Genomic DNA, 24,128 nt, shown 5'->3' on the forward strand with positions numbered 1-24,128 from the left:
TTAGGAATTAGTAGTTAGGAGTTAGGATCTAGTAATTAGTTCTGAAATTTCCAAACAACTAAACAACCAAACAACCAAACAACTAAACAACTAAACAACCATCTAATAACTTAAAAACTTTTCTATTTGCTGGTCGGTAAACTTTACGGTGTCCTCTAAATGTAGCTCGCCGTTTTCGTTAAGTTCATTTTTAATGTAGGAAATGTGGATTCTCAAAGGCATAACGTTTAAATGTAAGTAAGCACAAACACCATTAAAATGCTCTATCCCTCTAATGTTGCCGTACTTTCCTGATGAAATACCAACTAGACACGCCTTCTTATCATAAAAACTTTCAGGAAAAGCGCATGCGTCAATAAAGGTTTTAAGTACGCCTGGGTAGCTTCCATTATATTCAGGTATAACGAATAAAAACTTGCTGGTGCCGGTTACTATGTCTTGAATGTTCTGAAATGTTTCAGATTTTTTTCCGTACAAATCTTCTGCAATAAAGTTGCTAGGTAGATCCTGTAAATCAAGCAAGTTGGTTTGTAAGCCCTTTTCAGCCAGTTTGTTTTGATAATATTTAGCAATTTTTAGCGTATTGCTATTGGGCCTGTTTGTGCCAGCTATAATGGTAACCATATAAAAATTGTTGATAAGATGTGCAAAACACAGAACCAGCCACTGCGAATATTTAGTTTTAGTTCGTATCTTAGCTAATTGTTAAAAAATGCCTGTACATCGCAAAAATAGCATTTTTTAGATATTTTTAGTTTAAAATAAGGCCATTATAAGCGATGGCTTTTTTAAGGAGGATAAATGAGTAAAATTATTGCTTTAGCAAACCAAAAAGGGGGAGTTGGAAAAACTACCTCATCTATTAATTTAGCAGCTAGTTTAGCCGTTTTGGAATATAGAACGCTTTTGGTTGATGCAGACCCTCAAGCCAATTCTACCTCGGGTATCGGCTTTGATCCCAGAAACATCAAAAACAGCATCTACGAATGTATCATCAATGATGTTGAACCTACAGACGCCATTGTAAAAACTGAAACCCCAAATTTAGATTTGTTGCCTGCCCATATTGATTTGGTAGGTGCCGAAATTGAGATGATCAACTTGGCCAATCGTGAGTACAAGATGAAAACGGTTTTGGAAAAAGTGAAAGATCAATATGATTTTATCATTATCGATTGCTCACCATCTTTAGGTTTAATCACCATCAACTCGTTAACTGCGGCAGATTCTGTAATTATTCCAGTACAATGTGAATATTTTGCTTTGGAAGGATTGGGCAAATTGTTGAATACCATCAAGATTGTACAGAACAGACTTAATCCAGCATTGGAAATTGAAGGGATTTTACTAACCATGTACGATGTAAGGTTGCGCTTGTCGAACCAAGTTGTTGAAGAGGTGAAAACACACTTTCAAGATTTAGTTTTCGAAACCATTATTCAGCGTAACACCCGTTTAAGTGAGGCTCCTAGCTATGGTGTGTCGGTAATAATGCATGATGCGAACAGCAAAGGCGCAATCAATTATTTAAATTTAGCTAGAGAAATTGTGCGTAAAAACGGATTGGTGAAAGAAGAACAGGCAGAAAACACAGCAACTATTTAAGATTTATAGATGACATCTTTTCAAAGAAAAACCGGATTAGGTAAAGGATTAAGTGCGTTGTTGGACGATAACGAAACGGTTAATTCCTCAAAACCTGCCGTTGAAAATATACCAGCTACCCCACAAGTAGGTAGCATTAGCCACATCAGCGTTGCTGATATCGAAACAAACCCTTATCAACCACGTACAGAGTTTGATCAGGTAGCGTTGGACGAACTTGCCGAATCTATCAGGGTGCAAGGTTTAATCCAGCCAATTACCGTCCGCAAAAACGGAAATAAATACCAGCTTATCTCTGGTGAACGTAGGTTTAGAGCTTCTAAATTGGCAGGATTAACCGAAATTCCGGCCTATATCCGCACTGCCGATAATCAGCAGATGCTAGAAATGGCACTGATCGAAAATATTCAGCGTGAAAATTTAAATGCAATTGAGGTTGCTTTAAGTTTTCAGCAGATGATTGATGAGTGTAACCTAAAGCCCGAACAACTTGGTGAACGCGTAGGTAAAAATAGAACTACCGTTGCCAATTACTTGAGGTTGTTGAAATTGCCGCCGGTTATTCAGGCTTCTATTCGTGATAATAAAATTTCGATGGGACACGCCAGGGCGTTGATATCTGTTGATGATGTTGAAAAGCAACTTTTCATCCACCAAGAAATTATCGATAAAGGACTTTCAGTGCGTAAGGTAGAAGATATGGTAAGAGGTATTAACCATGTCCAAGTAAAAGCCCCAACTAAAACTGAAGCAGTTTCTTTCGAGTACCAAAAACTGCAAAAAGATTTAGCTTCTAAGTTTGCGACGGCGGTAAAGTTAAAAGTTAAAGACAATGGAAAAGGCGCTATCGAAATCCCTTTTGTAAATAACGAAGATCTTAATAGAATACTAGAACTTTTAGATTGGTAATGCGGGCATTTTTGCTTTCTGTTTTATGTTGTTCCGTTTTCGCTATTGCTAAAGCGCAAAATCCAGCTACGCCAATTAAACAGGATACCACGGCCAAATTAGATACCATTGCACCTGCAAAATACATTAACCAAGGCCGGATAGCAGGTAAAAAAGCGGTATATCGCTCGTTGATTTTTCCAGGTTTAGGTCAAATGTATAATTATGGTTTGGTAGTTGACGATGTAAAAGCAGGTAGAACCCAAGGTAAAAGAATTGGTCAAAAACTTTATATCATCGGTAAAATCGGAGCCATTTATGCTGGTGGAACATTGTTGGTGATGTCTTATATCGACAATAACAATAATTATAAACGCTTTTTGCGTGAGTTGCAATATCGTCAGCTCTATAAAGAACCAGATCCAGAAAATGGCTTAAGTCAATATCCGGATGTTAACGCATTAACAGTAGCTAAAAATATTTATAAGCGTAACCGCGAAATCGTAATTATATCTTTAGTTGGTTTGTATGGATTAAATGTACTTGATGCGTTTGTGACAGCTCGCTTAAAGTATTTTAATGTAGATGAGACATTATCTTTCAAAATTTCGCCGACAACGATTAGTACAGGTACAAATACGATGTACGGCTTTAATCAGGTTGCGCCGGGATTAAGGCTTACACTCAGACTCTAAATTAAACAAAAATAAAAAGCTGATATTGTAGCAGTTTTTACGTTGCAATATATTAAATAACAAACAATGAAAATAGCACTTTTAGGCTATGGCAAAATGGGGCAAATCATAGAGCGATTTGCTAGCGAAAGAGGACACGACGTTGTACTTAAAATAGGCGTTGAGAACCTCCAAGATTTTACGGTTGAAAACCTTAAAGCCGCTGATGTAGCTATTGATTTTAGCGCTCCAGATGCAGCAGTTGATAATATCGTTAAGTGTTTCGAAGCCAAAGTTCCAGTTGTAGTTGGTACCACGGGTTGGTATGGAGAACTTCAGCGTATAAAAAATGATTGCGCCGCCGGTAACAATACCTTACTTTATGGCTCTAACTTTAGTATTGGAGTTAACATCTTTTTCCATTTGAATAAAGTTTTAGCAAAGCTGATGAACAACTACCCAGCTTACGATGTACAAGTAGAAGAGATACACCATACACAAAAGTTGGATGCACCAAGTGGCACCGCCATGACGATCGCCGAAGGGATCATCGAACAATTGGATGGTAAAACGGAGTGGGTAAATGAATTAGAAGGTGCTACAATGCCCGAGAAATTAAAGACCAATCAGTTATTGATTGAATCTCTACGCATTGAAAATGTACCGGGAACGCATACGGTAGTTTACAGCTCCGAGGTTGATGACATAGAGATTAAACACACTGCGCACAGTAGGGCAGGATTTGCCTTAGGAGCGGTGGTAGCTGCAGAGTGGCTACAAGATAAAAAAGGTTTTTACAGCATAGCTGATATATTTAATTTTAAAGATTAATAATGAACTGGAAATTCTGGCAAAGAAGAAAGGATTCTGATAAGCCTAAAAAGAAAAAAACTAAAACTAGAGAATGGGTTGATGCCATCGTTTTTGCCGTAGTGGCTGCAACCATCATCCGAGTATTTTTTATCGAGGCTTACACTATTCCTTCGGGTTCAATGGAGCGCTCACTTTTGGTAGGCGACTTCCTTTTTGTAAGCAAAGTTAATTACGGTGCTCGTGTACCAATGACACCTGTTGCATTTCCTTTTGCTCACCACACCATGCCATTCATCAACACTAAAGCTTATTGGGATGGTGTACAGTGGAAATACAGAAGGTTGCCAGGATTGCAGGAAATTAAACGTAACGATGTAGTAGTTTTTAACTTTCCAGAAGGTGACACGGTAGTATTAGAGCGTCAAGATGACAATTACTATCAAATGCAGTTGCGTGGCGAAACCCGTCAATCAATTTGGTCTGGATTTTCGGTAACTAGTCGCCCGGTGGATAAACGTGAAAACTTCATTAAGCGTTGTATAGCGATAGCTGGCGATACGGTAAGTATGAAAAATGGTTTGGCTATTGTAAATGGAAAACCATCTCCTTTAGTTGGTACTGGTGGGTTTGTTTATACGGTCGAATTCAACACTTCAGAAGTGAACTTTAAACTGTTTGAAGATATGGGATTTCGTATTGGAGCTACCGCACTACCAACCATTTTCAGGTTTGAAGGTACACCCGACTTGATCAATGAACTGAAAAAATCGCCTTTTGTGAAGTCGGTTAAAGAAGAATTGAGTCCTGAGGGAGAATATGATCCTTTGATTTTCCCTCATGATAAAAATAGGGCTTGGAATTTAGATAATTATGGCCCAATCATCGTACCTAAAAAAGGTTGGACAGTGGCTTTGGATAGTGTAAATATGCCGCTTTACGAAAGAAGCATTCGTATTTATGAAGGTAATAAGCTTGAAAAAGTTGGAAATGATTGGATATTGAACGGTAAGAAAGCTACCAATTATACATTTAAAATGAATTATTATTGGATGATGGGAGACAACCGACATTCATCTGCGGATTCACGTTATTGGGGTTTTGTACCGGAAGATCATGTGGTAGGCAAAGCCTTATTTATTTGGTTAAGTGTAGACGGCGAAGCCAAACTACTGAATAAAATTAGATGGAGCCGAATTTTTAAAGGTATCCATTAAAAGATATTAAGTCGGCTAATCTCACGAAGTTTCCGAAGCTTCGTAAGTTTCCAAAAAAGCATCACCTTTAAAGTGGTGCTTTTTTCGTTTGATGCTTATGTAATTTTGCCCATAGTTGCATCATGTGGTTACCAACTTAATCAACATGAATAGAAAAATACTTTTGGCATTACTTGTTTTACTAAGTTTTAGGGCTATTGCGCAGGAACCACAATTAAATGTGAGTTCAAAAATCACGAACGTTACTGTTTTTATGCAAGGTGCACAGGTACAGCGCCAATCTGATCAGATAGATTTACCGCAGGGAGTAAGTCTTTTGGTTTTCTCCGGTTTAGCTTCAAGTATCGAAACGCAAAGTTTGCAAGCTAAAGGCGAAGGCAATTTCACTATCCTTTCGGTAGGTAAACAAAGTAATTTCTTGCTGGAGAAGAAAAAATCTGAGCAGAAGGCTGCCTTGCAAAATAAGGTAGAAGAATTTGCAGATAAAATCACAAAGCTTAATAACGAGTTAGCAGTTTATAAAGCAGAAGAAGAAATGCTGATGAAAAACCAAAAAGTAACTGGTGATTATGTGACTTATGATTTGGTGAAATTGAAAGCTGCATTGGATTTTCAAAAACAACGATTAACCGACACCAAGAATAAACAAACCGCATTGGCCAAAGAGATAGATGACTTGAGAAAGGAGATGAGTAAATTGGCTATGCAAGCGGCAGAGGTGGATGGTAAGCCTATTGGAAATTCTAGTGATGTCATCGTGAAAGTATCGGCCAAAGTGGCTACAAAAGGCAAATTTATGCTCAGCTATTTGGTTAAAAATGCCAATTGGTATCCAAGTTATGATATCAGAGCTATAGATGTAGCTAGTCCAATTCAGCTGGTTTATAAAGCAAATGTAAGTCAAAATTCAGGTGAGGATTGGAAAGGAGTAAAACTAACGCTTTCGTCCGGAAATCCATCTAACAATAATGAGAAGCCAACTTTACCTACTTACTCTTTGGGTTATTTAAGTGCTGGATATGCGTTCTTTAATCCGGTAACAGCAACCGCTAATGTCGTTAGAGGGAGGACAGTAGATGCAAGTGATAATTCGCCACTGGCAGGTGTATCGGTTAGGGTTAAAAATTCATCAATAGGTACCGCAACAGATGGTGAAGGTAATTATAGCATACAACTGCCGGCTGGAAACAATCGGCTGGAGTTTTTTTACGTGGGGTATGACCGTCAAGAGCTTACAGCCTACTCTGGACAATTGAATGTTAGGCTTAATCCAAGTGCGAACACGTTGAATGAAGTGGTTGTGGCCGGTTACAAATCAAAAGAAAATTTAACGAGTGCGCTTGAAGGTAAAGTTGCTGGCACTAATGTCAAAATTAGAGGTGCCAGTTCTATATCTTCCGTTCCCTTGGAAGTAAAAAGTATGGAGAAACCTACTAATGTTACTTTTGAGATTAAAACGGCCTATACTATTTTAAGTGATGGAAAATACGCTGCGGTAGACATAGGCAATTATGATTTTAAAGCTGATTACGAATATTATGCTATCCCCAAAGTAACTCCAGATGCTTTTTTGACCGCTAAAATTACCGAGTTAAATGAAGTTAATTTGATTAGCGGCGAAGCAAGTATTTTCTTTGAAGGTACTTATTTAGGGAAATCGTTATTGGATGTTCAAAATGCAGATACGCTTACGATTTCCTTGGGTGTAGATAAGAATGTATCTATTAAAAGGGAAAAGCAGAAAGGTTTTACGGAAAGACAGTTTATTGGTTCGTCGCAAAAAGATACCAGACATTTTGTAATTGACGTAAAGAATAAGAAAAGTCAGGCAATTAATATTACCATTGAAGATCAAGTTCCGGTTTCAACAAATAGTGATATTACTGTTGAAAGGCAAGAAATTTCCAAAGCAAAGCTTGATGAAACCAGTGGGAAACTTACTTGGCAGCTTGTGCTACAGCCAAATGAATAAAAGAAACTTGATTTGAAATATCAGGTGAAATATCCTAAAAACAGACCGATCAATATTGAATAATTCGAGTGTAGGCTATGCTGAGAAAAGAATCAAAATGACTGCTTACAGCAATAAAAATTTGTAGACTGATGAATTTGAGACTTACGAAGTTTTTAAAACTTCGTAAGTCTTTTTATTAACTGATCATTGGTTTGTATTTGCTCCAATTATCAGCAATGATCCATATATTGATAAGGAATAACACGGCTGCCATAATTATACCCTCTGGTGCCACGGCAATATGATGAAGTAATATGCCCGCCATTATTGGAAAAACGACAACCGCACCTAAGGCACGTGTTTTTGGAATGGCGAAAAGGATGCCGCCAATAATTTCCATAGTTGCTAATAGTGGCATTAACCAAGGAATGGTCATCATTGCTGTCATTACTTTAAGCTGATCGGCCGGTAATTCGGGCACTGGAATGTAGTTGAAAAATTTGTTTAGTCCGCCGTTAATAAACATTAGCCCGAAAAGGACACAAATAATGGTTTTTACGATTTTCATACACTTTTAGTTTTTTGATTTACTTAAAGTTACGTAAAAGCTTTTTTAAAATGCAGTAACTTTATTTGAGCAGCTTTTTTACAGGTTTTTGTTCATTAAACCTGATTGTAACGAAAATCCTTTTTGTTTTTCTTGTCATCCTGATCCCGAAGTTTCGGGAGAAGGATCTGTTTAGTTTATGCATCTCATAAACAGATTCCTCCTAAGGTAGGAATGACAAGAACCCAAAAACAAAAAGATTGAAGTGTAAAGCAGGGCTAAATTACCCGAAGAACTGCTATTTTTGCTTTTCGAAAAAACAAACAAACATTAGCCCCCGTGGCATCCTATTTAAGACATCAGAAAAAAATATTAAAAAAAATAAAAAGGCTTGCAACCTTTGGGTAGAAATGATCATCTACCCAATACAAGCAGACAAATGAAGGTGGCAAAAACATATACGTTAAACGAACTGATGGAAGGCTGTAAGGCCGGCAACAGGCAGATGCAGGAGATGCTTTACAGGCAAACCGCATCTAAAATGTTGGCCGTGTGTATGAGATATGCCAAAGACAGAATGGAAGCCGAAGATGTATTGCAAATGGGTTATGTAAAGATTTTTCAGAAGGTGAAGGAGTTTAAGGGCGAGGGATCTTTTGAAGGATGGATACGACGCATTATGGTGAATACTGCTATTGAAAGCTACAGAAAAAACCTGCGCACACTCAATGTAGTGCCTATTGAGGATGCTTATGAGCAGCCATCGAGTGGTTTTGATTTTAGTAGCTTGGGTATGCAGGATTTAATGAAAGTGATACAGAAATTGGCGGATGGATACCGAATGGTATTTAACATGTACGTGATTGAGGGATATTCGCACAAAGAAATTGCCGATACATTAGGAATTACGGAGGGAGCGAGCAAATCGCAACTTTCAAGAGCAAGAGCTATTTTACAACAGGAAATTATAAAATTGGAGGGCTTTGGTTATGCAACACATGCCGGATAAGGAATTTGATAAATTGTTCCATGACAAATTTATGGATGCAGAGATTGAACCATCTGCAGACTTATGGGGCAATATTGCCGATAAGTTAGAACCCAAGAAAAAACGTGGCTTCCCGATGATGTGGGTGGCGGCTGCTAGTGTGGCGGTAGTGGCATCGGTAATGTTATTTACACAAAGTGATGATAAAATTTTGTTGAGGCCTAATGCTACTGCGGTGGCTTCTGTAAGTAATGAAAGTAATGCTATTGCTGCACCGGTAAGTACAGTAGTAAGTACGCAAGATGAAGTAGTTGCCAAGGAGACTACAGCGCCAAGTGCTACAAAGTATGTACAAGCGGTTAAACGTTCTGTTGCTCCTGTTGAGGCAGTTAATGCCGACGAACAAAAAAATATTTTTGCAAGCGTGCAACCATCTGAAACGAATGATCATCTAGATATTAAAGACGGTATCAAAAGGGGAGAGGTTAAGCCTTTGGAGGTGATTAAACAAGAGAAGGTAATAACAGAAACACAAACCAACCGAATGATAGCGGCAGTTCCGATGAAAGATGAAAATACGGAATACATTGATCCTGTAGAGGACACTGATAATAAAAAAGGAATACGCAACGTGGGAGATTTGGTGAATTACGTGGTAGACAAAGTTGATAAAAGAGAGAAGAAACTTATCAAGTTTAATACAGATGATGATGACAACTCATCGATTATTGGATTGAATATTGGGTTTTTGAAATTGAATAAAAAAAATAATAAATAAGAACGGGATTCTTGGTTTTGCAAGATTGATGAGATTTAACCTTGCGACCTTGTAACCTTCCAACTTTACAACAACATTAAACACACACACAAATGAAACATCTAATTTTAAAAGCAGTATTGGTAAGTGGACTTACTTTTCTGGCAGCAGGTAGTTTAAAAGCGCAAGATGAGAATGTAAAAGATTCGGTAAAACGTAAAAAATTTGAAATTAACTATGGTGTTGGAATTACCATTGGTGAGAAAAAAGATAGCACTGGAAAAGTTGATCAAAACAAGGGACGTTTTGTAGGTGGCATTACCTTTACCCGCTTAGATATTGGTTTTACCAAATTGGTAGATAACGGTAGCTTTACTTTATCGCCTGCTAACAACTTCTTAGACTACAAGCCTTGGAAAACCAGTACTGTATCATTTGATCTTTTACAATTTGGCTACAGGTTTAACAACTATTTTAAAGTTTATTTAGCCGGCGGTTTTGATTGGACACTTATCCGTTTGGACCAAAACATTACCATTAGAAAAAATGCTCCAGCTTTGGAATATGATCTGATTACCGATGCTACTTTTAGCAAAAACCGTTTCTCTGCAAGTTATGTACATTTCCCATTAAACTTTGAATTAAGAACTAAAGAGAACAGCCACGGTAAACGTTTCAGGTTTGTATTTGGCCCGGAAGTAGCGTTTTTACTTGACGGAAAAGTGAAACAAATCAGTGAAAAATATGGTAAGGTTAAAGTAAATGATGATTATCACTTCACTGCTTTCCGTTATGGCGGTACAGTAAGAGTTGGTTACGGAGGTATCGGATTATTCGCTAAGTACTCAGCTAATGATTTGTTTGATACACCAGCGCAAAAAGGTTTGAAAGCAATGTCGTTTGGTTTAACTTTTGGATTGAATTAAATAAGGCGGGAAGTCCGCAAGTCAGAGAAGTTGGGAAGGTAGGGAGTCTGATAGATCTGAAATGTAATTGATTTAATACCAATGAACCAATAAACTATTACACACACAAATAAAACTAATCCTGTTTCTGTAAGAGAGGCAGGATTTTTTGTTAGTCCGAAAGTTGGAAAAGTTTTTTTGATTGTCCGTTATTAGGCATAACCTGCATTTTGTAATTCTTTAAATTTTCAAGAATCTATCCCCATAGTCGCCAAGTATAGATTCCTCCTAACGTCGGAATGACAAAACGTTTAAAAAATAGGCTCATTAGAACTTACGGACATTCAAAAAGTTTTTAGTCTGCAAGCTCAAATACAAAGGTTTTATATAAAGCCTAAATTAACTTTCCCATCTTGCAGACTTCCTGACTTTCCGACTTCCAAACTCCCGGACTTTCTTTATCTTTATGCCGTGAGCGAACAAATTTTAAGCATACAGCATTTAACAAAGCAACATCAAGCAGAGCAATTATCTGGGATTTCAGATGTCAGTTTTGAAATTAACACGGGTGAAATTGTAGCAATTATTGGCGAAAGTGGGAGTGGCAAATCGACCCTGCTCAAATGTATTTACGGTTTGTTGAAAGTAGATGAGGGCGAAGTAATTTTCAATGGCAAGCGTGTGAAAGGTCCAGATGAACAATTGATCCCTGGACATGCGGAAATGAAAATGGTAACCCAGGATTTCTCGCTCAATATCTATGCAAAGGTTTACGACAACATTGCCTCGCAGCTTTCAAATACCAATGTTGCTTTAAAGCAGCAAAAAACTATGGAGGTAATGGAACACCTTCGAATTACTGCACTTAAAGACAAAAAAATTATAGCGTTAAGTGGTGGCGAACAACAACGTGTAGCCATTGCAAAAGCACTAGTTAGCGATACAAAAGTTTTGTTGCTGGATGAACCGTTTTCTCAAGTAGATGCTATTTTGAAAAACCAGTTGAGAGCCGATATTAAACAGTTGTCAAAAGATACCGGATTGACCATTATTATGGTTTCTCACGATGCAACCGATGGTTTGTTTATGGCTGATCGGTTGGTGATGTTAAAGGAGGGAAAGTTGCTACAACAAGGTAAACCAAGAGAAGTTTATAATCATCCAAATAGCACTTATACTGCAAAAATGTTGGGTAATGCAGTAGTGCTTTCTAAAAAAGAAGCTCAAGCTTTAGAACTAAAAGTAAGTGGCAAGCAGGTATGTTTTTACCCTGAATGGGTGGAGCTGAAAGCGGGCTGGTCGGCGAAGAAATTTAACGTACGCGATATTTATTACAAAGGTTTTTACGACGAATTGCTCTTAGAAAGAAATGGGGTGTACATTAGAGCCTTGCAGCTCAATAGTGGTGAGCACAAAAAAAACGACCAAGTGTATGTGAACATTGGCCGTTTTTTAGAGTATTAAATTCAAAATTAATTAGGTTCGTATTCCGAAGGAACCACCACCACTTTAACTAGTATATTGTAGTTTGGTGCAACACTATTGGCCAAGTTGTTTGTGTCCTGTACATCAAAAGCAATTCCACCATTGAAAAGTTCGTAGCTGTAAGCGCTATAATTAAATGTGTATGGTAGTTGAATAAAGCTACTCGGTGTAACCGGGTGCTCGAAGTAAACCATCACACCTTCATCCTCTAGCGTTATATTGTCAAATTTTTTATTTAGCCAAGTTGCAGTATAACTACCATTAGCGTTTCTTTTCCAATCTGAGGTTCTGATCTCGTAATTATAAGTTTTCGCCTTTAATTCTTGTGTAATGTAAGTGTCTTTCTTGCATGATACCAGACCTAGTGTGGCAACGCAAAGTAGGAGTAAGGTTAGCTTTTTCATTGTTTGCTGTTTAAGGTTTAGAAACTCCTAGGTTTGCACTTTGGATATTTCAATTCAATTTCATTTGTGTGTTATTTAACATATATTAAAATCATGCCAAAAAAATGTCAAGTTGAACCATTAAGCTAAAAAATCGTAAACAAAAGAAAGAGAGTTTTGTTTAATGCGATTTAACGTGGTTTTTTAAAGGCCTGTAACAAAAAAATACATCAATAAATTTTTCCTATTAACACGTTGTGCTTTGAAAATGGATAGTTTTTTGGAAACTAAATTTTGCTATTAAATAAAATAGGAGACAACTTCTTGGCTCCTATTCAGATGGTATAATTATGGAAAGGTTTCTTTTATCTACTCGTCATTGCGAGGCTCGAAGCAATCCTAAGAGTATCGCTATATAAAAACAAAACTAACGCTTTAAGATTGCTTCGTCGTTCCTCCTCGCAATGACGACTTAACGCCTAAACCAAATACTCAAACAACGTTGCGTCTTGATTTAGTTCAATGACATCAAACTTAAAGTCTTTCATGCGTTGCAATAAACTAGGATAATCATTCTTGTTCATCAATTCTATACCTACCAAAGCAGGGCCGTTTTCACGGTTTGTTTTTTTGATGAATTCGAAACGGGTAATATCATCTTGAGGGCCCAAAACTTCATTCACGAAAAGTTTTAAGGCTCCTGGTCGCTGCGGAAAGCGTACAATGAAATAATGCTTTAAGCCTTCAAACAACAAAGATTTCTCCTTGATTTCTTGCATACGCTCGATATCGTTATTGCCACCACTAACCACGCACACAACGGTTTTGCCAACAATTTGATCTTTTACCTGCTCTAATGCCGCTACAGATAAAGCTCCGGCGGGCTCAACCACAATGGCATCTTCATTATATAATTTTAAGATGGTGGTGCAAATTTGTCCTTCCGGAATTAAATAAGTAGAGTTCAATAAATCGCTGCAGTATTTGTAGGTAATCCAGCCCATGCGTTTTACTGCGGCTCCATCAACAAATCGTTCGATATTTTCTACCGTTACCGGTCCGCCGTGTTTAATAGCTTCGGTTAAGGATGGAGCGCCCATCGGTTCTACACCAAAAACTTTTACGCCAGGCTTTACCGTTTGCAAATAAGCAGTAACACCCGATGCTAGTCCACCGCCACCAACTGGAACTACTATCGCATCCAAATCTGGCAAGTCTTGGTAAACTTCCATCATCACCGTAGCTTGGCCTTCAATTACTTTTTCATCATCAAATGGAGGAATAAAAGTCGCTGATTTCGCTTCGCAATAAGCCAAAGCTTCTTTTAAACAATCGTCAAAAGTGTCGCCAACAAGTACTACTTCAATGTGATCGCCGCCAAACATATTTACCTGGGTAATTTTCTGTTTAGGTGTAATTTCGGGCATGAAGATGACGCCTTTTATACCAAGTTTTTTGCACGAATAAGCCACACCCTGCGCATGGTTCCCAGCGCTAGCGCAAACCACACCATTTTGGAGTTGGTCGGCAGTTAATCCGCTAATTTTGTTATAAGCGCCTCGTAATTTATAAGAACGTACAATTTGTAAATCCTCTCGCTTCAAATAAATGTTGGCATTGTACTTTAAAGAAAGGCCTGCGTTAAATTCCAAAGGTGTTCTTTTCACCACGCCTTGTAGCGTTTCAAAGGCCTTTTCGAAGTCGAAAGTATATGCTGTTGTTGTTTCCATTTTCTAAATCCGCCAGTTGGCGAAGCTTTAATTTTATTTTTGAAAAGCAATTCCGGCTTTTCATCGGTTACGATAGTCGTGCTTGTCCCGAATTAACTTCGAGGCTATCTGTTGCAAGTTTTTTCGCTCTGTCATCCTGAGCTTGTCGAAGGATTTTCATCGCTTACAGATGCTTCGATAAACTCAGCATGACACAAAACGGATATTTCTGCTAAAAAAACTTTTCACTACTATTAGGTTTAGTTAACTTAAAGCAGTGTTTCTATTCCAAATTTGACTCTCTCGCTTTAAGATTGCTTCGTCGTTCCTCCTCGCAATGACGACATAGGAACGACAAGGCAAGAATAACGATGAGAAGAAACTAACTCAACTTTGGTGCTAAATGAACCGTAACTAGCTCATTTAAATCACTGTCTTCAATCCCTTGTTTTTTATCCGCTAGATTTAAGAAAGCAGTATATACTACACCCAATTGCTCCTTATCTAATTGATGCCCAAGTCTATCTAAGTGATGCTTCAATGCATGTCGGCCGCTTCTCGCTGTCAAAACAATAGTAGCGTCAGGAAAACCTACATCCTCTGGTCTAATTATTTCGTAGTTTTCACGATTTTTTAAGAAGCCATCTTGATGTATACCAGAGCTGTGCGCAAAAGCGTTTGCTCCCACAATAGCTTTATTTGGTTGTACGGGCATATTCATCAGGCTACGTACTTGATGACTGATTTCATAAAAGCCCTGTGTATTGATGTTGGTATTCAATCCCAAGGTTTTATGCGTTTTTAAAATCATTACCACCTCTTCCATGGAAGTATTACCAGCACGTTCACCAATGCCATTTACGGTACACTCCACTTGGCGAGCGCCATTTTGTAAGCCAGCGATAGAGTTGGCCGTAGCCAAGCCTAAATCGTTGTGGCAGTGGCAAGAGATGATCGCTTTATCAATGTTTTTTACGTTTTCCTTTAGGTAAAGAATTTTAGATCCGTATTGATCAGGCAAGCAATAGCCATTAGTATCTGGAATATTTACCACGGTAGCACCAGCAGCAATCACAGCCTCAATCATTTTAGCTAAATATTCAATATCGGCACGTCCAGCATCTTCTGCATAAAATTCCACGTCCTCCACGTATTTTTTGGCATATTTTACCGCTTCAATAGCACGTTCTAAAATTTCTTCCCTAGTGCTGTTGAATTTAGTTTTGATATGCATATCCGAAGCACCTATACCAGTGTGTATACGAGGCCTTTTAGCATAACGTAGCGCATCTGCAGCAACGTCGATATCATTTTTGTTTGCTCTTGTTAAAGCACAAATGATTGGGTCGTTCACCGCTTTGGAGAGTTCTATCACGCTATTGAAATCGCCGGGGCTAGAAACAGGAAAACCAGCTTCAATTACATCTACGCCTAGCAGTTCCAACGATTTTGCAATTTCAATTTTTTGAGGTGTGCTCAACTGGCAACCTGGCACCTGCTCGCCATCACGCAAGGTGGTGTCAAAAATATGTACTCTGTTTGGATCGTGTAACATAATATTTCAATTAAAAAGTAAAAATTCAAAAGGCAAATGCCTGTTTATTGTTTACTCTAGGTTTGCTTATTTTTTTTACTTTATTAAACTAATTACTTTTTCTCCCATTTCTTTTGTTCCCAAAATTTTGTCGCTAGCGGTATTTTGGTCGGCAATATCACCAGTTCTCCAACCCTGTTTTAAGGTTTTATCTACTGCATCAGTAAGTGTCTTAGCTTCTTGTTTTAGTCCGAAACTAATTTCGAGCATTAGCGCAGCAGATAGGATAGAAGCCAGTGGGTTTGCTAAATTTTTTCCAGCAATATCGTGTGCTGAACCGTGGATAGGTTCATAAAAGCCGACGCCATCACCTACAGATGCAGAAGCCAACATCCCCATTGATCCTGCAATTTGCGAAGCTTCATCGGTAAGGATATCTCCAAAAAGATTAGCGGTTAATACCACATCAAATTTCTTAGGATTTTTAATTAATTGCATCGCCGCATTGTCGATAAACATGTGTTCTGTTTCAACATCAGGGTATTGTTTAGCAATTTCTTGTACGGTTTCACGCCATAAACGTGAGCTTTCCAACACGTTTGCTTTGTCTACCGAACACAGTCGTTTACTACGTTGTTGCGCCGCTTGGTAAGCTTTGTGCGCAATGCGCTCCACTTCATATTTGTGATAAATCATCAAATCTGAGGCGGTATTTCTATCTTCTGAACGTTTTTTCTCACCGAAGTAAACATCGCCCGTTAATTCTCTGAAGAATAAAATATCAGTGCCTTTTAAAATATGCGCTTTAATGCTGGATGCTTCTAACAACTCATCGAATAATAAGATTGGACGAAGGTTTGCATAAAGGCCTAATTCTTTCCTGATTTTTAACAAACCCTGCTCCGGACGTACTTTAAGAGAAGGATCGTTATCATACATGGCATGACCAATAGCGCCAAATAAAATCGCATCGCTTTTGCGAGCTTTTTCTAGTGTTTCATCAGGTAACGGGTTGCCAGTAACTTCAATGGCGGCATGTCCCATTAACGCTTCATCAAAAGTGAAATCGTGACCAAAGTTTTTAGCGATTTGTTCTAAGGCAGCTTTTCCCCACTGAGTTACTTCTTGTCCGATGCCATCGCCAGGTATTACTAAAATGTGTTTTTTCATTATATGCATTTCTTTTCGTGGTGATAATACTCCAAATTCAGATGAGATTGCTTTGTCGTTCCTCCTCGCAATGACGACAATAGTTACGTCATTGCGAGGCACGAAGCAATCTCTAGAGCTTCATGTAATTCCGAGTTTTAAATCACGCTTTCTAATTCTTCAATGTTCGTTTTCTTATTATAAATATTGTTTCCAATCACTTCGCCTTTGCTCAGTAATAATTGATGCGTTAAGTTTCTAGGTAGCTGATCATCGCTGTGTGATACATAGATCAAGGTTCTATTAGTAGTGCATAAACCATCAATTAAGTTGTTAAACTGAAGGGTTTGGTGCGCATCTAGACCTTGGCAAGGCTCATCCAAAACCAACAATTCTGGGTTCTTAATTATTGTTCTCGCTAATAAAACTAAGCGTTGTTTGCCAAGAGGTAACTGTGAAAGCAAATCGTTTTTATTCGTTGTTAGGCCAAAGTATTCAATTAATTCATCAACCTGTGTGCGTTTATGCCATCCAATTTCTTTGAACAAACCAATGCTGTCGAAAAATCCAGAAGCGATACTTTGCCAAACGCTAGCATTAAAATCAAAATACCAATGTAGCTCTGGAGAAATTAAACCAATATGTTCCTTGATGTCCCAAATGCTTTCTCCCGAGCCACGTTTATTACCAAAAAGATAAATTTCATTGGCATAAGCTTGCGGATGGTCGCCGTTGACTAAACTTAGCAACGTTGATTTTCCCGAGCCATTGTGACCTTGCAATAGCCACTTTTCACCTGCTTTAATTTCCCAATTTACTTTCTTAAGTACCTGCTTTTCGCCGTAGCTGATGTTAACATCAACCATTTTAACTAGAACTTTGCTACTCGATGGTGGCGCTTCATGTAAAAATTCAGGAATGTTCCTTTCTTCGATGCCAATCGCATTTTTGGTGCAGAAAGTGAAATGCTCCACCAATTTTCCGCTAACGATTTCGCCAAACCTGTTGATACAAGCTGGAATTTCGTTTTCATTGCTCACCAAAATGATTTGTGTACCATCGTTTGTGGCTTCATCTAATAAGTTGTTAAGATTCTGACGAGATTGGATATCCAAACCTGTGTAAGGCTGATCTAACAATAAAAGCTGCGGTTTTAACCATAGCGCTTTTACCAATTGCAATTTTTTATGTTCGCCGCTTGATAACTCGATGAGTTGGGCGTTTCGAAGACTATCGAAACCCAATGCCTTTAAAATTGGATTTACTTGATCTATTGAAAGATGGTTTTCTTTAGCGTAATGCGCTAATTCGGCATTAACGGTTAAGGTGTTTTGTACTTGTTGTACGTTGTAGCGCTGCTGATAATAGAAATTGGCAACACCTTCTTTGTTTTTGAACTGATACCACTGCGCAATGTATTGGCAGAAGGGTTTGGTATCGTACTGTTCATCAAAGCTGACGACGACTTCGTTGCTGCTCTTTTCAACAACGGCTATTGCTTTCAATAGTGACGTTTTACCACTTCCACTAACACCGGATAAAAGCCAGTTTTCACCCTTTTGAATAGTCCATTCCAAATCCATTAACACGGTTTTATTGCCGTATTTTAGATTGAAGTTGGATATTTGGACCATTGGTTTACTCATTGTTTATCACTTTGTTTGGAGAGCCTTTCTAACAGACCCTGAAATAAATTCAGGGTGACGCTAGGTGGCTCGTCATGCTGAATTTATTTTACTGCGTAGCTTTCCGCTCTGCTACAGGTCAGCATCAGCTTTTCTTTGGTTTGTTTTAGTCGTTAATAAAATTTAATGACTTTATTTTTCTCAAATTCTTCGATCAAATCAGTTTGGCTGCGAACGAAGTCGATATCATCGTAACCGTTAATCAGACAAGATTTTTTATAAGGATTGATTTCGAAGCTCTCAGCCTTTCCAGTAGCGTCAATCGTTACGGTTTGTTCTTCTAGATTTACGGTCAGGGTAGAAGTAGCGTCTTTAGCTACTTGCGTAAAAATATCTGCTAAAAAAGCATCAGTTACTTGTATAGGGAGCAAGCCGTTGTTTAGGGCATTACCTTTGAAAATATCAGCAAAAAAGCTGCTAATTACTACGTCAAAACCTGCATCTTGTATAGCCCAGGCCGCATGCTCACGGCTACTGCCACAACCAAAGTTTTTACCTGCTACCAAGATCTTTCCGCTGTAAGTTGGGTCGTTCAATACGAAATCTGCCTTGGGTGTATTGTCAGTATTGTAACGCCAATCGCGGAACAAGTTTTCACCAAAGCCTTCACGGGTAGTGGCTTTTAAAAACCTAGCCGGGATGATTTGGTCGGTGTCTATATTCTCAATCGATAAAGGCACTACCGATGAGCTTAATGTTTCAAATTTTTTCATTTTAATTAGTATCAAGTGGCGAGTATCAAGTATCAAGACTTATTTTCGCCTATTCCTTTACTTTGTGCTTTAGTCTATCAGTCTTCCGGATTTTATCTTTTCAAAGCTTTTATTCTCAGTCTTTTATAATCTGCAATCCAATCTCCGTTTTCAAAATGGGTTGGCTTTAGGATGTTTACCGCTAAAGCTGTTACCGCATTAGTTTCTTCTTCATTTAGGTTTACAAAGGCATGTTGAGCAAATTGATTGATCCATTTTAACATGCCGTCTTCCCCCATTAATTTGGTAGGTCTGTCGAATAACCACATTTGTTCTGTCTCAAAGCCGCTTGATTCCAATAAATTAGCATAATGCGCAATTGAAGGAAAGAACCAAAAGCTAGAAATCACTTTGTGTTCTAAACCTAATTCCCTTGCCGCTTGATCAATGGCATCCGTAATGGATTTTACATTACCTTTTCCTCCAAACTCAGCTACTAGTCGGCCGCCATGTTTTAAACTTTTATAGATGCCCCGCAATAGCCCTCTTTGGTTTTCAATCCAATGGAAAGTTGCATTGCTAAATACCGCATCAAATTCACGGTTGTAATCTAAAGCGGCTGCATCTTTTTGCTCAAAGTAAATAGTCGGGTAGCTTTGCTTTGCTAATTCAATCATGTCAGCCGATGCATCAACTCCTAAAACTTCGGCTCCAGCTTCTTGAATTTTAGCAGCTAAATCACCAGTTCCGCAACCTACATCCAAAATGTTTTCACCTGCTTTGGCAGCGAGCCATTGCAGTACATCAGCTCCGTAATCAGATACGAAACGATGTTGTTCGTTGTACAGTTTACTGTCCCAATTTATTTCTGGCATAATGCTAGTTTTTTAGTTGTTTCGTTGGTTGGTTGTTTCGCCATTGCGAGGGATGAAGCAATCTTGCAACGTTAATTAAACCTACTCGCTTTAAGATTGCTTCGTCGTTTCTCCTCGTAATGAATACCGTTCTTAAACCTTTCACTCGTCGGTTAGTATTTCGTTTGTTAGGGTTAGATATCGACGTTTTGACCGACCCCTAATACCTGACCCCTAATCACTAAACCTCCAACAACTCCCTTACATCCGTAATTTTACCAGTCACAGCAGCAGCAGCAGCCGTCAGTGGACTAGCCAGCATCGTTCTAGCATTTGGTCCTTGGCGGCCTTCAAAGTTCCTGTTCGAGGTAGAAACGCAATATTTTCCGGCAGGAATTTTATCCTCATTCATCCCTAAACAAGCCGAGCAACCTGGTTCACGTAATTGGAAACCCGACGCTTCAAATACCTTGTCTAAACCTTCAGCGATAGCTTGAGCTTCCACTTGCTTAGACCCTGGAACAATCCAAACTTCAACGTTATCTGCTTTCTGTTTGCCTTTCACAAACTCGGCAACTGCACGTAAATCTTCGATACGAGAATTGGTACAACTGCCGATGAAAACGTAATCTACAGGTTTGCCCAATAAACTTTCATCGTCGGCAAAGCCCATATAATCCAACGCTTTTTTGTAAGATACTTGCTCTGTTTCTGGTTGAGCAGCAGTTGATGGAATATGCTCGGCGATACCAATGCCCATTCCAGGGTTAGTACCATAGGTGATCATTGGTGCAATATCAGCAGCATCGTAAGTTAACACTGCATCAAACTGAGCATCATCATCACTGTATAACGTTTTCCAATAGGCTAGTGCTTTGTCCCATTCTTCACCCTGTGGAGCAAATTTTCTACCTTTTACATAATCGAAAGTAGTTTGATCAGGGGCAATTAAACCGCCACGGGCGCCCATTTCAATGCTCATGTTGCAGACAGTCATACGTGCTTCCATACTTAACGAGCGGATAGCCGAACCTGCAAACTCCACGAAATAACCCGTACCACCAGCCGCAGAAATTTTAGAGATGATGTAAAGGATGATGTCTTTTGCACCAACGCCTTTTTTCAACTCGCCATTCACCTCAATTTTCATGGTTTTAGGTTTAGATTGTTGCAAACATTGCGTTGCAAATACCTGTTCCACTTGCGAAGTACCGATACCAAACGCAATAGCACCAAAAGCGCCGTGTGTTGAGGTATGGCTGTCGCCGCACACCATGGTTTTTCCCGGTAAGGTAATACCCAACTCAGGACCAATGACGTGTACAATGCCTTGGAACGGATGCCCCAAACCATAAAGTTCCACACCAAATTCAGCACAGTTTTTAGTCAACATATCTACCTGATACCTAGAAAGCTCTTCCTTGATCGGTAAATGTTGGTCTAATGTAGGCACGTTATGGTCGGCAGTAGCTACCGTTTGTTTCGGACGAAAAAGTCCGATGCCACGTTTTCTCAAGCCATCAAAAGCCTGAGGCGAAGTAACCTCGTGAATTAAATGCGTATCAATGTACAAAATATCAGGAAAGCCCTCTTCGCGTTTTACAACGTGAGCATCCCATATTTTTTCTACTAATGTTTTCGCCATCTTTTTATAAATTTTATAGTTAGTTTGTCAGTCTGAGCTTGTCGAAGACTTCTCTGTAAAATTAGAAAAGAATTCTTTCAACAAGCTCAGTAGACGCTCTTTTTGTCATTTTTATGCCGTTTTGATCGACTTCATGGCAGTCATTGCTTTACGCAATCTTCTACCTACAACTTCTACTTGGTGGTCACGTAAAATCTCGTTGATGGCAACTAATTCAGCATTATCAACTGAACCATCTTTTCCTTCGTTAAAGTTTTTGCCTACCAAATCAGTTTCAACTGTTTTCATGAAATCGGCTAATAGCGGCTTACAAGCTTGATCGAATAAGTAGCAACCGTATTCCGCTGTATCAGAAATTACACGGTTCATCTCGAACAATTTCTTACGAGCAATCGTGTTAGCAATTAATGGCGTTTCGTGTAGCGACTCGTAGTAAGCACTTTCCGGTTTAATACCAGCTTCAACCATCGTTTCGAAAGCTAATTCCACACCAGCTCTTACAAAAGCTACCATTAAAGTATAGTTGTCAAAATATTCTTGCTCACCAATTTTTACATCACCGGCAGGCGTTTTTTCAAAAGCAGTTTCACCAGTTTCAGCTCTCCATTTCAATAGGTTCGCATCGCCATTAGCCCAGTCAGCCATCATCGTGCTAGAGAACTCGCCACTCATGATATCATCTTGGTGTTTTTGGAACAACGGACGCATGATGTTTTTCAGTTCTTCAGAAATATGGAATGCTTTTACCTTCGCTGGATTGCTCAAACGATCCATCATACCGCTTACACCGCCATGTTTTAAAGCTTCGGTAATTACTTCTACACCGTACTGTACCAATTTAGACGCATATCCAGCATCAATTCCTTTTTCAATCATTTTATCGAAAGAAAGGATAGAACCAGTTTGCAATAAACCACATAAAATGGTTTGCTCGCCCATTAAATCAGATTTAACTTCGGCTACGAAAGACGATTTCAATACACCAGCTCTGTGACCACCAGTACCTACACAGTAAGCTTTAGCTTGTGCCAAACCTTTACCTTCAGGATCATTTTCTGGGTGTACAGCAATTAAAGTAGGCACTCCAAAGCCTCTTAAATATTCAGCTCTAACTTCAGAACCTGGGCATTTAGGCGCAACCATAATTACAGTAATGTCTTTACGGATTTGCATGCCTTCTTCTACGATGTTAAAACCGTGAGAATAAGAAAGCGTAGCACCTTGTTTCATCAATGGCATTACAGCATTTACCACCGAGGTGTGTTGTTTGTCGGGCGTCAGGTTAATTACTACGTCAGCATTCGGAATAAGTTCTTCGTAAGTGCCCACGTTAAAATTGTTGTCAGTAGCATTTTTCCAACTATCTCTTTTTTGCTCGATAGCTGCTGCACGCAATGCGTAAGATACGTCCAAACCGCTGTCCCTTAAATTTAAACCTTGGTTTAAGCCTTGAGCACCGCAACCTACAATTACCAATTTTTTACCTTTCAAAGCATTTACGCCATCCAAAAACTCATCGTTAGCCATGAAATCGCATACACCTAATTGGTTTAATTTTTCTCTAAGTGGTAATGTGTTAAAATAATTTGCCATTTTTTTATTTAGTTTTTAGCCCCACCCAACCCTCCCCAAGGGGAGGGCTCTAGTAGGATGTTTATTTTTTCTTTTTTCCTTCGGCTTGATTACACAGATTTTGTGATATCACCGATTTCTGTATTATTAGTCTTTGTTAATTAATCCTTGCACTTTTTTCTTGTAAAGCATTGTCTTTTGCTTTTCGGTTATTGCAGTCCTGCTTTTTGCTTCAATCTTTTTGTTGGCACTGCTGTTAACCATCAATCCTTCTACTACTTCTCCCGACAATTCGGGAAGCTCAGGATGACACGAACAAAAAGTATTTCCGCTTCAATCAGGTTTAGTTTTTGACGGTTGTAGGTTATATGTTTTAAGTTGTGCGTCCTGTACAGCACGTACAACGTATTACCTAAAACTTACAACTTCCTCCTACATTGTAAAAATCTTATCGCCCTTATCTAAGAACTCGTTCTCCACACGCTCTTCACCGGGTTCGTCTGCTTCAAATTCTTTCAACTTTTCGTGGAAGCCAGCACTGTCTTTGATAATCGCTACTCTTGCCGAACGCACAAATTCAATCAGTTCATAAGGTTCAAGCGCTTTCACCAAAGCATCAGTTTCTTCTTTGTGGCCGGCAACCGAAAAAACAGTGTAATCCTTACGGATCACCACCGCCGTCGCTCCGTATTGCCTCAACAAACGCTCTACCGTTACCTTTTCGGTAATCTCTTCTGTAGATACTTTGTAAAGTGCCAATTCTTGCCAAATCACTTCGCTATCCGTATTGAAATATACTTTCAAGACTTCAACTTGTTTTTCAATTTGACGAGCCAATTTCCTTACCACCTCATAACTTTCGTTAATCAAAATGGTAAAACGATGAATGCCCGCAATCTCCGAAGGAGAAGTATTTAAACTGTCAATATTGATTTTTCTTTTCGAAAATATAATCGAAATACGGTTCAGTAAACCAACTCTATCTTCAGCATAAACTGTGATCGTGAAATCCTGTTTGCCTTCGTAATTGGTATCTCCAGGTGTGTATTTTATAGTGTCGTTACTCATTGTCCTT

General features: G+C 38.8%; 22 protein-coding genes. 10 read left to right on the top strand and 12 right to left on the bottom strand.

Annotation, left to right across the window (positions count from 1 at the left end; genetic code table 11):
* Positions 1 to 102: 102 nt before the first annotated feature.
* Positions 103 to 624: an NADPH-dependent FMN reductase gene (locus tag ACY2A0_RS12390; RefSeq protein WP_461789833.1), complete on the bottom strand. Its 522-nt coding sequence runs from the start codon at positions 622 to 624 to the stop codon at positions 103 to 105.
* Between the two features lie 177 nt (positions 625 to 801).
* Between ACY2A0_RS12390 and ACY2A0_RS12395 the strand changes: the two genes are divergently transcribed.
* The 6 genes from ACY2A0_RS12395 (at position 802) to ACY2A0_RS12420 (ending at position 7,166) form a co-directional block, all read left to right on the top strand.
* The gene (locus ACY2A0_RS12395; RefSeq protein WP_113637995.1) at positions 802 to 1,605 is read left to right on the top strand and encodes a ParA family protein; all 804 of its coding nucleotides are present in this window, start codon (positions 802 to 804) and stop codon (positions 1,603 to 1,605) included.
* A gap of 9 nt (positions 1,606 to 1,614) precedes the next feature.
* Complete coding sequence (locus tag ACY2A0_RS12400; RefSeq protein WP_461789834.1) at positions 1,615 to 2,514, top strand: ParB/RepB/Spo0J family partition protein; 900 nt, start codon at positions 1,615 to 1,617, stop codon at positions 2,512 to 2,514.
* Entirely contained in the window at positions 2,514 to 3,188 is a 675-nt protein-coding gene (locus tag ACY2A0_RS12405) for a DUF5683 domain-containing protein (protein ID WP_461789835.1), read from the top strand. Before ACY2A0_RS12400 ends, ACY2A0_RS12405 begins: the two co-directional genes overlap by 1 nt.
* A gap of 66 nt (positions 3,189 to 3,254) precedes the next feature.
* Positions 3,255 to 3,998, top strand: a complete 744-nt coding sequence (gene dapB / locus ACY2A0_RS12410; RefSeq protein ID WP_461789836.1) for a 4-hydroxy-tetrahydrodipicolinate reductase — start codon at positions 3,255 to 3,257, stop codon at positions 3,996 to 3,998.
* 2 nt (positions 3,999 to 4,000) lie between these two features.
* Entirely contained in the window at positions 4,001 to 5,194 is a 1,194-nt protein-coding gene (gene lepB, locus ACY2A0_RS12415) for a signal peptidase I (protein WP_461789837.1), read from the top strand.
* Positions 5,195 to 5,339: 145 nt separating this feature from the next.
* On the top strand, positions 5,340 to 7,166 hold the full coding sequence (locus tag ACY2A0_RS12420; protein WP_461789838.1) for a mucoidy inhibitor MuiA family protein: 1,827 nt from the start codon (positions 5,340 to 5,342) through the stop codon (positions 7,164 to 7,166).
* Between the two features lie 178 nt (positions 7,167 to 7,344).
* Here ACY2A0_RS12420 and ACY2A0_RS12425 read toward each other — a convergent pair whose 3' ends face one another.
* Positions 7,345 to 7,716, bottom strand: a complete 372-nt coding sequence (locus ACY2A0_RS12425) for a DoxX family membrane protein (RefSeq protein ID WP_461789839.1) — start codon at positions 7,714 to 7,716, stop codon at positions 7,345 to 7,347.
* Positions 7,717 to 8,134: 418 nt separating this feature from the next.
* On the opposite strand from ACY2A0_RS12425, the gene ACY2A0_RS12430 reads away from it, so the two are divergent.
* The 4 genes from ACY2A0_RS12430 (at position 8,135) to ACY2A0_RS12445 (ending at position 11,809) form a co-directional block, all read left to right on the top strand.
* Positions 8,135 to 8,704 (top strand): RNA polymerase sigma factor, encoded by a 570-nt coding sequence (locus tag ACY2A0_RS12430; RefSeq protein ID WP_461789840.1) that lies wholly within the window; start codon positions 8,135 to 8,137, stop codon positions 8,702 to 8,704.
* A 31-nt stretch (positions 8,705 to 8,735) separates the two neighbouring features.
* Complete coding sequence (locus tag ACY2A0_RS12435; RefSeq protein WP_461791530.1) at positions 8,736 to 9,461, top strand: hypothetical protein; 726 nt, start codon at positions 8,736 to 8,738, stop codon at positions 9,459 to 9,461.
* Between the two features lie 92 nt (positions 9,462 to 9,553).
* Entirely contained in the window at positions 9,554 to 10,366 is an 813-nt protein-coding gene (locus ACY2A0_RS12440) for an outer membrane beta-barrel protein (protein WP_461789842.1), read from the top strand.
* Positions 10,367 to 10,816: 450 nt separating this feature from the next.
* Positions 10,817 to 11,809, top strand: a complete 993-nt coding sequence (locus tag ACY2A0_RS12445) for an ABC transporter ATP-binding protein (RefSeq protein WP_461789843.1) — start codon at positions 10,817 to 10,819, stop codon at positions 11,807 to 11,809.
* A gap of 8 nt (positions 11,810 to 11,817) precedes the next feature.
* On the opposite strand, the gene ACY2A0_RS12450 is transcribed toward ACY2A0_RS12445, so the two are convergent.
* The 10 genes from ACY2A0_RS12450 to ilvN form a co-directional block, all read right to left on the bottom strand.
* Positions 11,818 to 12,234: a hypothetical protein gene (locus tag ACY2A0_RS12450; RefSeq protein WP_461789844.1), complete on the bottom strand. Its 417-nt coding sequence runs from the start codon at positions 12,232 to 12,234 to the stop codon at positions 11,818 to 11,820.
* 458 nt (positions 12,235 to 12,692) lie between these two features.
* Positions 12,693 to 13,943, bottom strand: coding sequence for a threonine ammonia-lyase IlvA (gene ilvA, locus ACY2A0_RS12455; RefSeq protein WP_461789845.1), 1,251 nt, complete (start codon positions 13,941 to 13,943; stop codon positions 12,693 to 12,695).
* A 361-nt stretch (positions 13,944 to 14,304) separates the two neighbouring features.
* A complete protein-coding gene (locus ACY2A0_RS12460; protein WP_461789846.1) occupies positions 14,305 to 15,477 on the bottom strand; it encodes a 2-isopropylmalate synthase in 1,173 nt (390 codons plus the stop codon).
* Between the two features lie 75 nt (positions 15,478 to 15,552).
* A complete protein-coding gene (gene leuB / locus ACY2A0_RS12465) occupies positions 15,553 to 16,626 on the bottom strand; it encodes a 3-isopropylmalate dehydrogenase (RefSeq protein WP_461789847.1) in 1,074 nt (357 codons plus the stop codon).
* 137 nt (positions 16,627 to 16,763) lie between these two features.
* Entirely contained in the window at positions 16,764 to 18,239 is a 1,476-nt protein-coding gene (locus ACY2A0_RS12470; protein WP_461789848.1) for an ATP-binding cassette domain-containing protein, read from the bottom strand.
* Between the two features lie 164 nt (positions 18,240 to 18,403).
* Positions 18,404 to 19,003, bottom strand: coding sequence for a 3-isopropylmalate dehydratase small subunit (gene leuD / locus ACY2A0_RS12475; RefSeq protein ID WP_461789849.1), 600 nt, complete (start codon positions 19,001 to 19,003; stop codon positions 18,404 to 18,406).
* Between the two features lie 92 nt (positions 19,004 to 19,095).
* The gene (locus ACY2A0_RS12480) at positions 19,096 to 19,857 is read right to left on the bottom strand and encodes a class I SAM-dependent methyltransferase (RefSeq protein WP_461789850.1); all 762 of its coding nucleotides are present in this window, start codon (positions 19,855 to 19,857) and stop codon (positions 19,096 to 19,098) included.
* A gap of 220 nt (positions 19,858 to 20,077) precedes the next feature.
* Positions 20,078 to 21,481, bottom strand: coding sequence for a 3-isopropylmalate dehydratase large subunit (gene leuC / locus ACY2A0_RS12485; RefSeq protein ID WP_461789851.1), 1,404 nt, complete (start codon positions 21,479 to 21,481; stop codon positions 20,078 to 20,080).
* 111 nt (positions 21,482 to 21,592) lie between these two features.
* Positions 21,593 to 23,074 carry a ketol-acid reductoisomerase gene (gene ilvC / locus ACY2A0_RS12490; protein ID WP_461789852.1) on the bottom strand — a complete coding sequence of 494 codons (1,482 nt, stop codon included), beginning with the start codon at positions 23,072 to 23,074 and terminating at the stop codon, positions 21,593 to 21,595.
* Between the two features lie 411 nt (positions 23,075 to 23,485).
* A complete protein-coding gene (gene ilvN / locus ACY2A0_RS12495) occupies positions 23,486 to 24,121 on the bottom strand; it encodes an acetolactate synthase small subunit (RefSeq protein WP_461791531.1) in 636 nt (211 codons plus the stop codon).
* Between the last annotated feature and the right edge of the window lie 7 nt (positions 24,122 to 24,128).

This window comes from Pedobacter sp., from assembly GCF_965249885.1.
In the GTDB taxonomy this organism is placed as follows: Bacteria; Bacteroidota; Bacteroidia; order Sphingobacteriales; family Sphingobacteriaceae; genus Pedobacter.

Coding starts and splice junctions, on each gene's coding strand:
- ACY2A0_RS12390 (WP_461789833.1), bottom strand. CDS start 624: ATGGTTACCATTATAGCTGGCACAAACAGGCCCAATAGCAATACGCTA.
- ACY2A0_RS12395 (WP_113637995.1), top strand. CDS start 802: ATGAGTAAAATTATTGCTTTAGCAAACCAAAAAGGGGGAGTTGGAAAA.
- ACY2A0_RS12400 (WP_461789834.1), top strand. CDS start 1,615: ATGACATCTTTTCAAAGAAAAACCGGATTAGGTAAAGGATTAAGTGCG.
- ACY2A0_RS12405 (WP_461789835.1), top strand. CDS start 2,514: ATGCGGGCATTTTTGCTTTCTGTTTTATGTTGTTCCGTTTTCGCTATT.
- dapB (WP_461789836.1), top strand. CDS start 3,255: ATGAAAATAGCACTTTTAGGCTATGGCAAAATGGGGCAAATCATAGAG.
- lepB (WP_461789837.1), top strand. CDS start 4,001: ATGAACTGGAAATTCTGGCAAAGAAGAAAGGATTCTGATAAGCCTAAA.
- ACY2A0_RS12420 (WP_461789838.1), top strand. CDS start 5,340: ATGAATAGAAAAATACTTTTGGCATTACTTGTTTTACTAAGTTTTAGG.
- ACY2A0_RS12425 (WP_461789839.1), bottom strand. CDS start 7,716: ATGAAAATCGTAAAAACCATTATTTGTGTCCTTTTCGGGCTAATGTTT.
- ACY2A0_RS12430 (WP_461789840.1), top strand. CDS start 8,135: ATGAAGGTGGCAAAAACATATACGTTAAACGAACTGATGGAAGGCTGT.
- ACY2A0_RS12435 (WP_461791530.1), top strand. CDS start 8,736: ATGGATGCAGAGATTGAACCATCTGCAGACTTATGGGGCAATATTGCC.
- ACY2A0_RS12440 (WP_461789842.1), top strand. CDS start 9,554: ATGAAACATCTAATTTTAAAAGCAGTATTGGTAAGTGGACTTACTTTT.
- ACY2A0_RS12450 (WP_461789844.1), bottom strand. CDS start 12,234: ATGAAAAAGCTAACCTTACTCCTACTTTGCGTTGCCACACTAGGTCTG.
- ilvA (WP_461789845.1), bottom strand. CDS start 13,943: ATGGAAACAACAACAGCATATACTTTCGACTTCGAAAAGGCCTTTGAA.
- ACY2A0_RS12460 (WP_461789846.1), bottom strand. CDS start 15,477: ATGTTACACGATCCAAACAGAGTACATATTTTTGACACCACCTTGCGT.
- leuB (WP_461789847.1), bottom strand. CDS start 16,626: ATGAAAAAACACATTTTAGTAATACCTGGCGATGGCATCGGACAAGAA.
- ACY2A0_RS12470 (WP_461789848.1), bottom strand. CDS start 18,239: ATGGTCCAAATATCCAACTTCAATCTAAAATACGGCAATAAAACCGTG.
- leuD (WP_461789849.1), bottom strand. CDS start 19,003: ATGAAAAAATTTGAAACATTAAGCTCATCGGTAGTGCCTTTATCGATT.
- ACY2A0_RS12480 (WP_461789850.1), bottom strand. CDS start 19,857: ATGCCAGAAATAAATTGGGACAGTAAACTGTACAACGAACAACATCGT.
- leuC (WP_461789851.1), bottom strand. CDS start 21,481: ATGGCGAAAACATTAGTAGAAAAAATATGGGATGCTCACGTTGTAAAA.
- ilvC (WP_461789852.1), bottom strand. CDS start 23,074: ATGGCAAATTATTTTAACACATTACCACTTAGAGAAAAATTAAACCAA.
- ilvN (WP_461791531.1), bottom strand. CDS start 24,121: ATGAGTAACGACACTATAAAATACACACCTGGAGATACCAATTACGAA.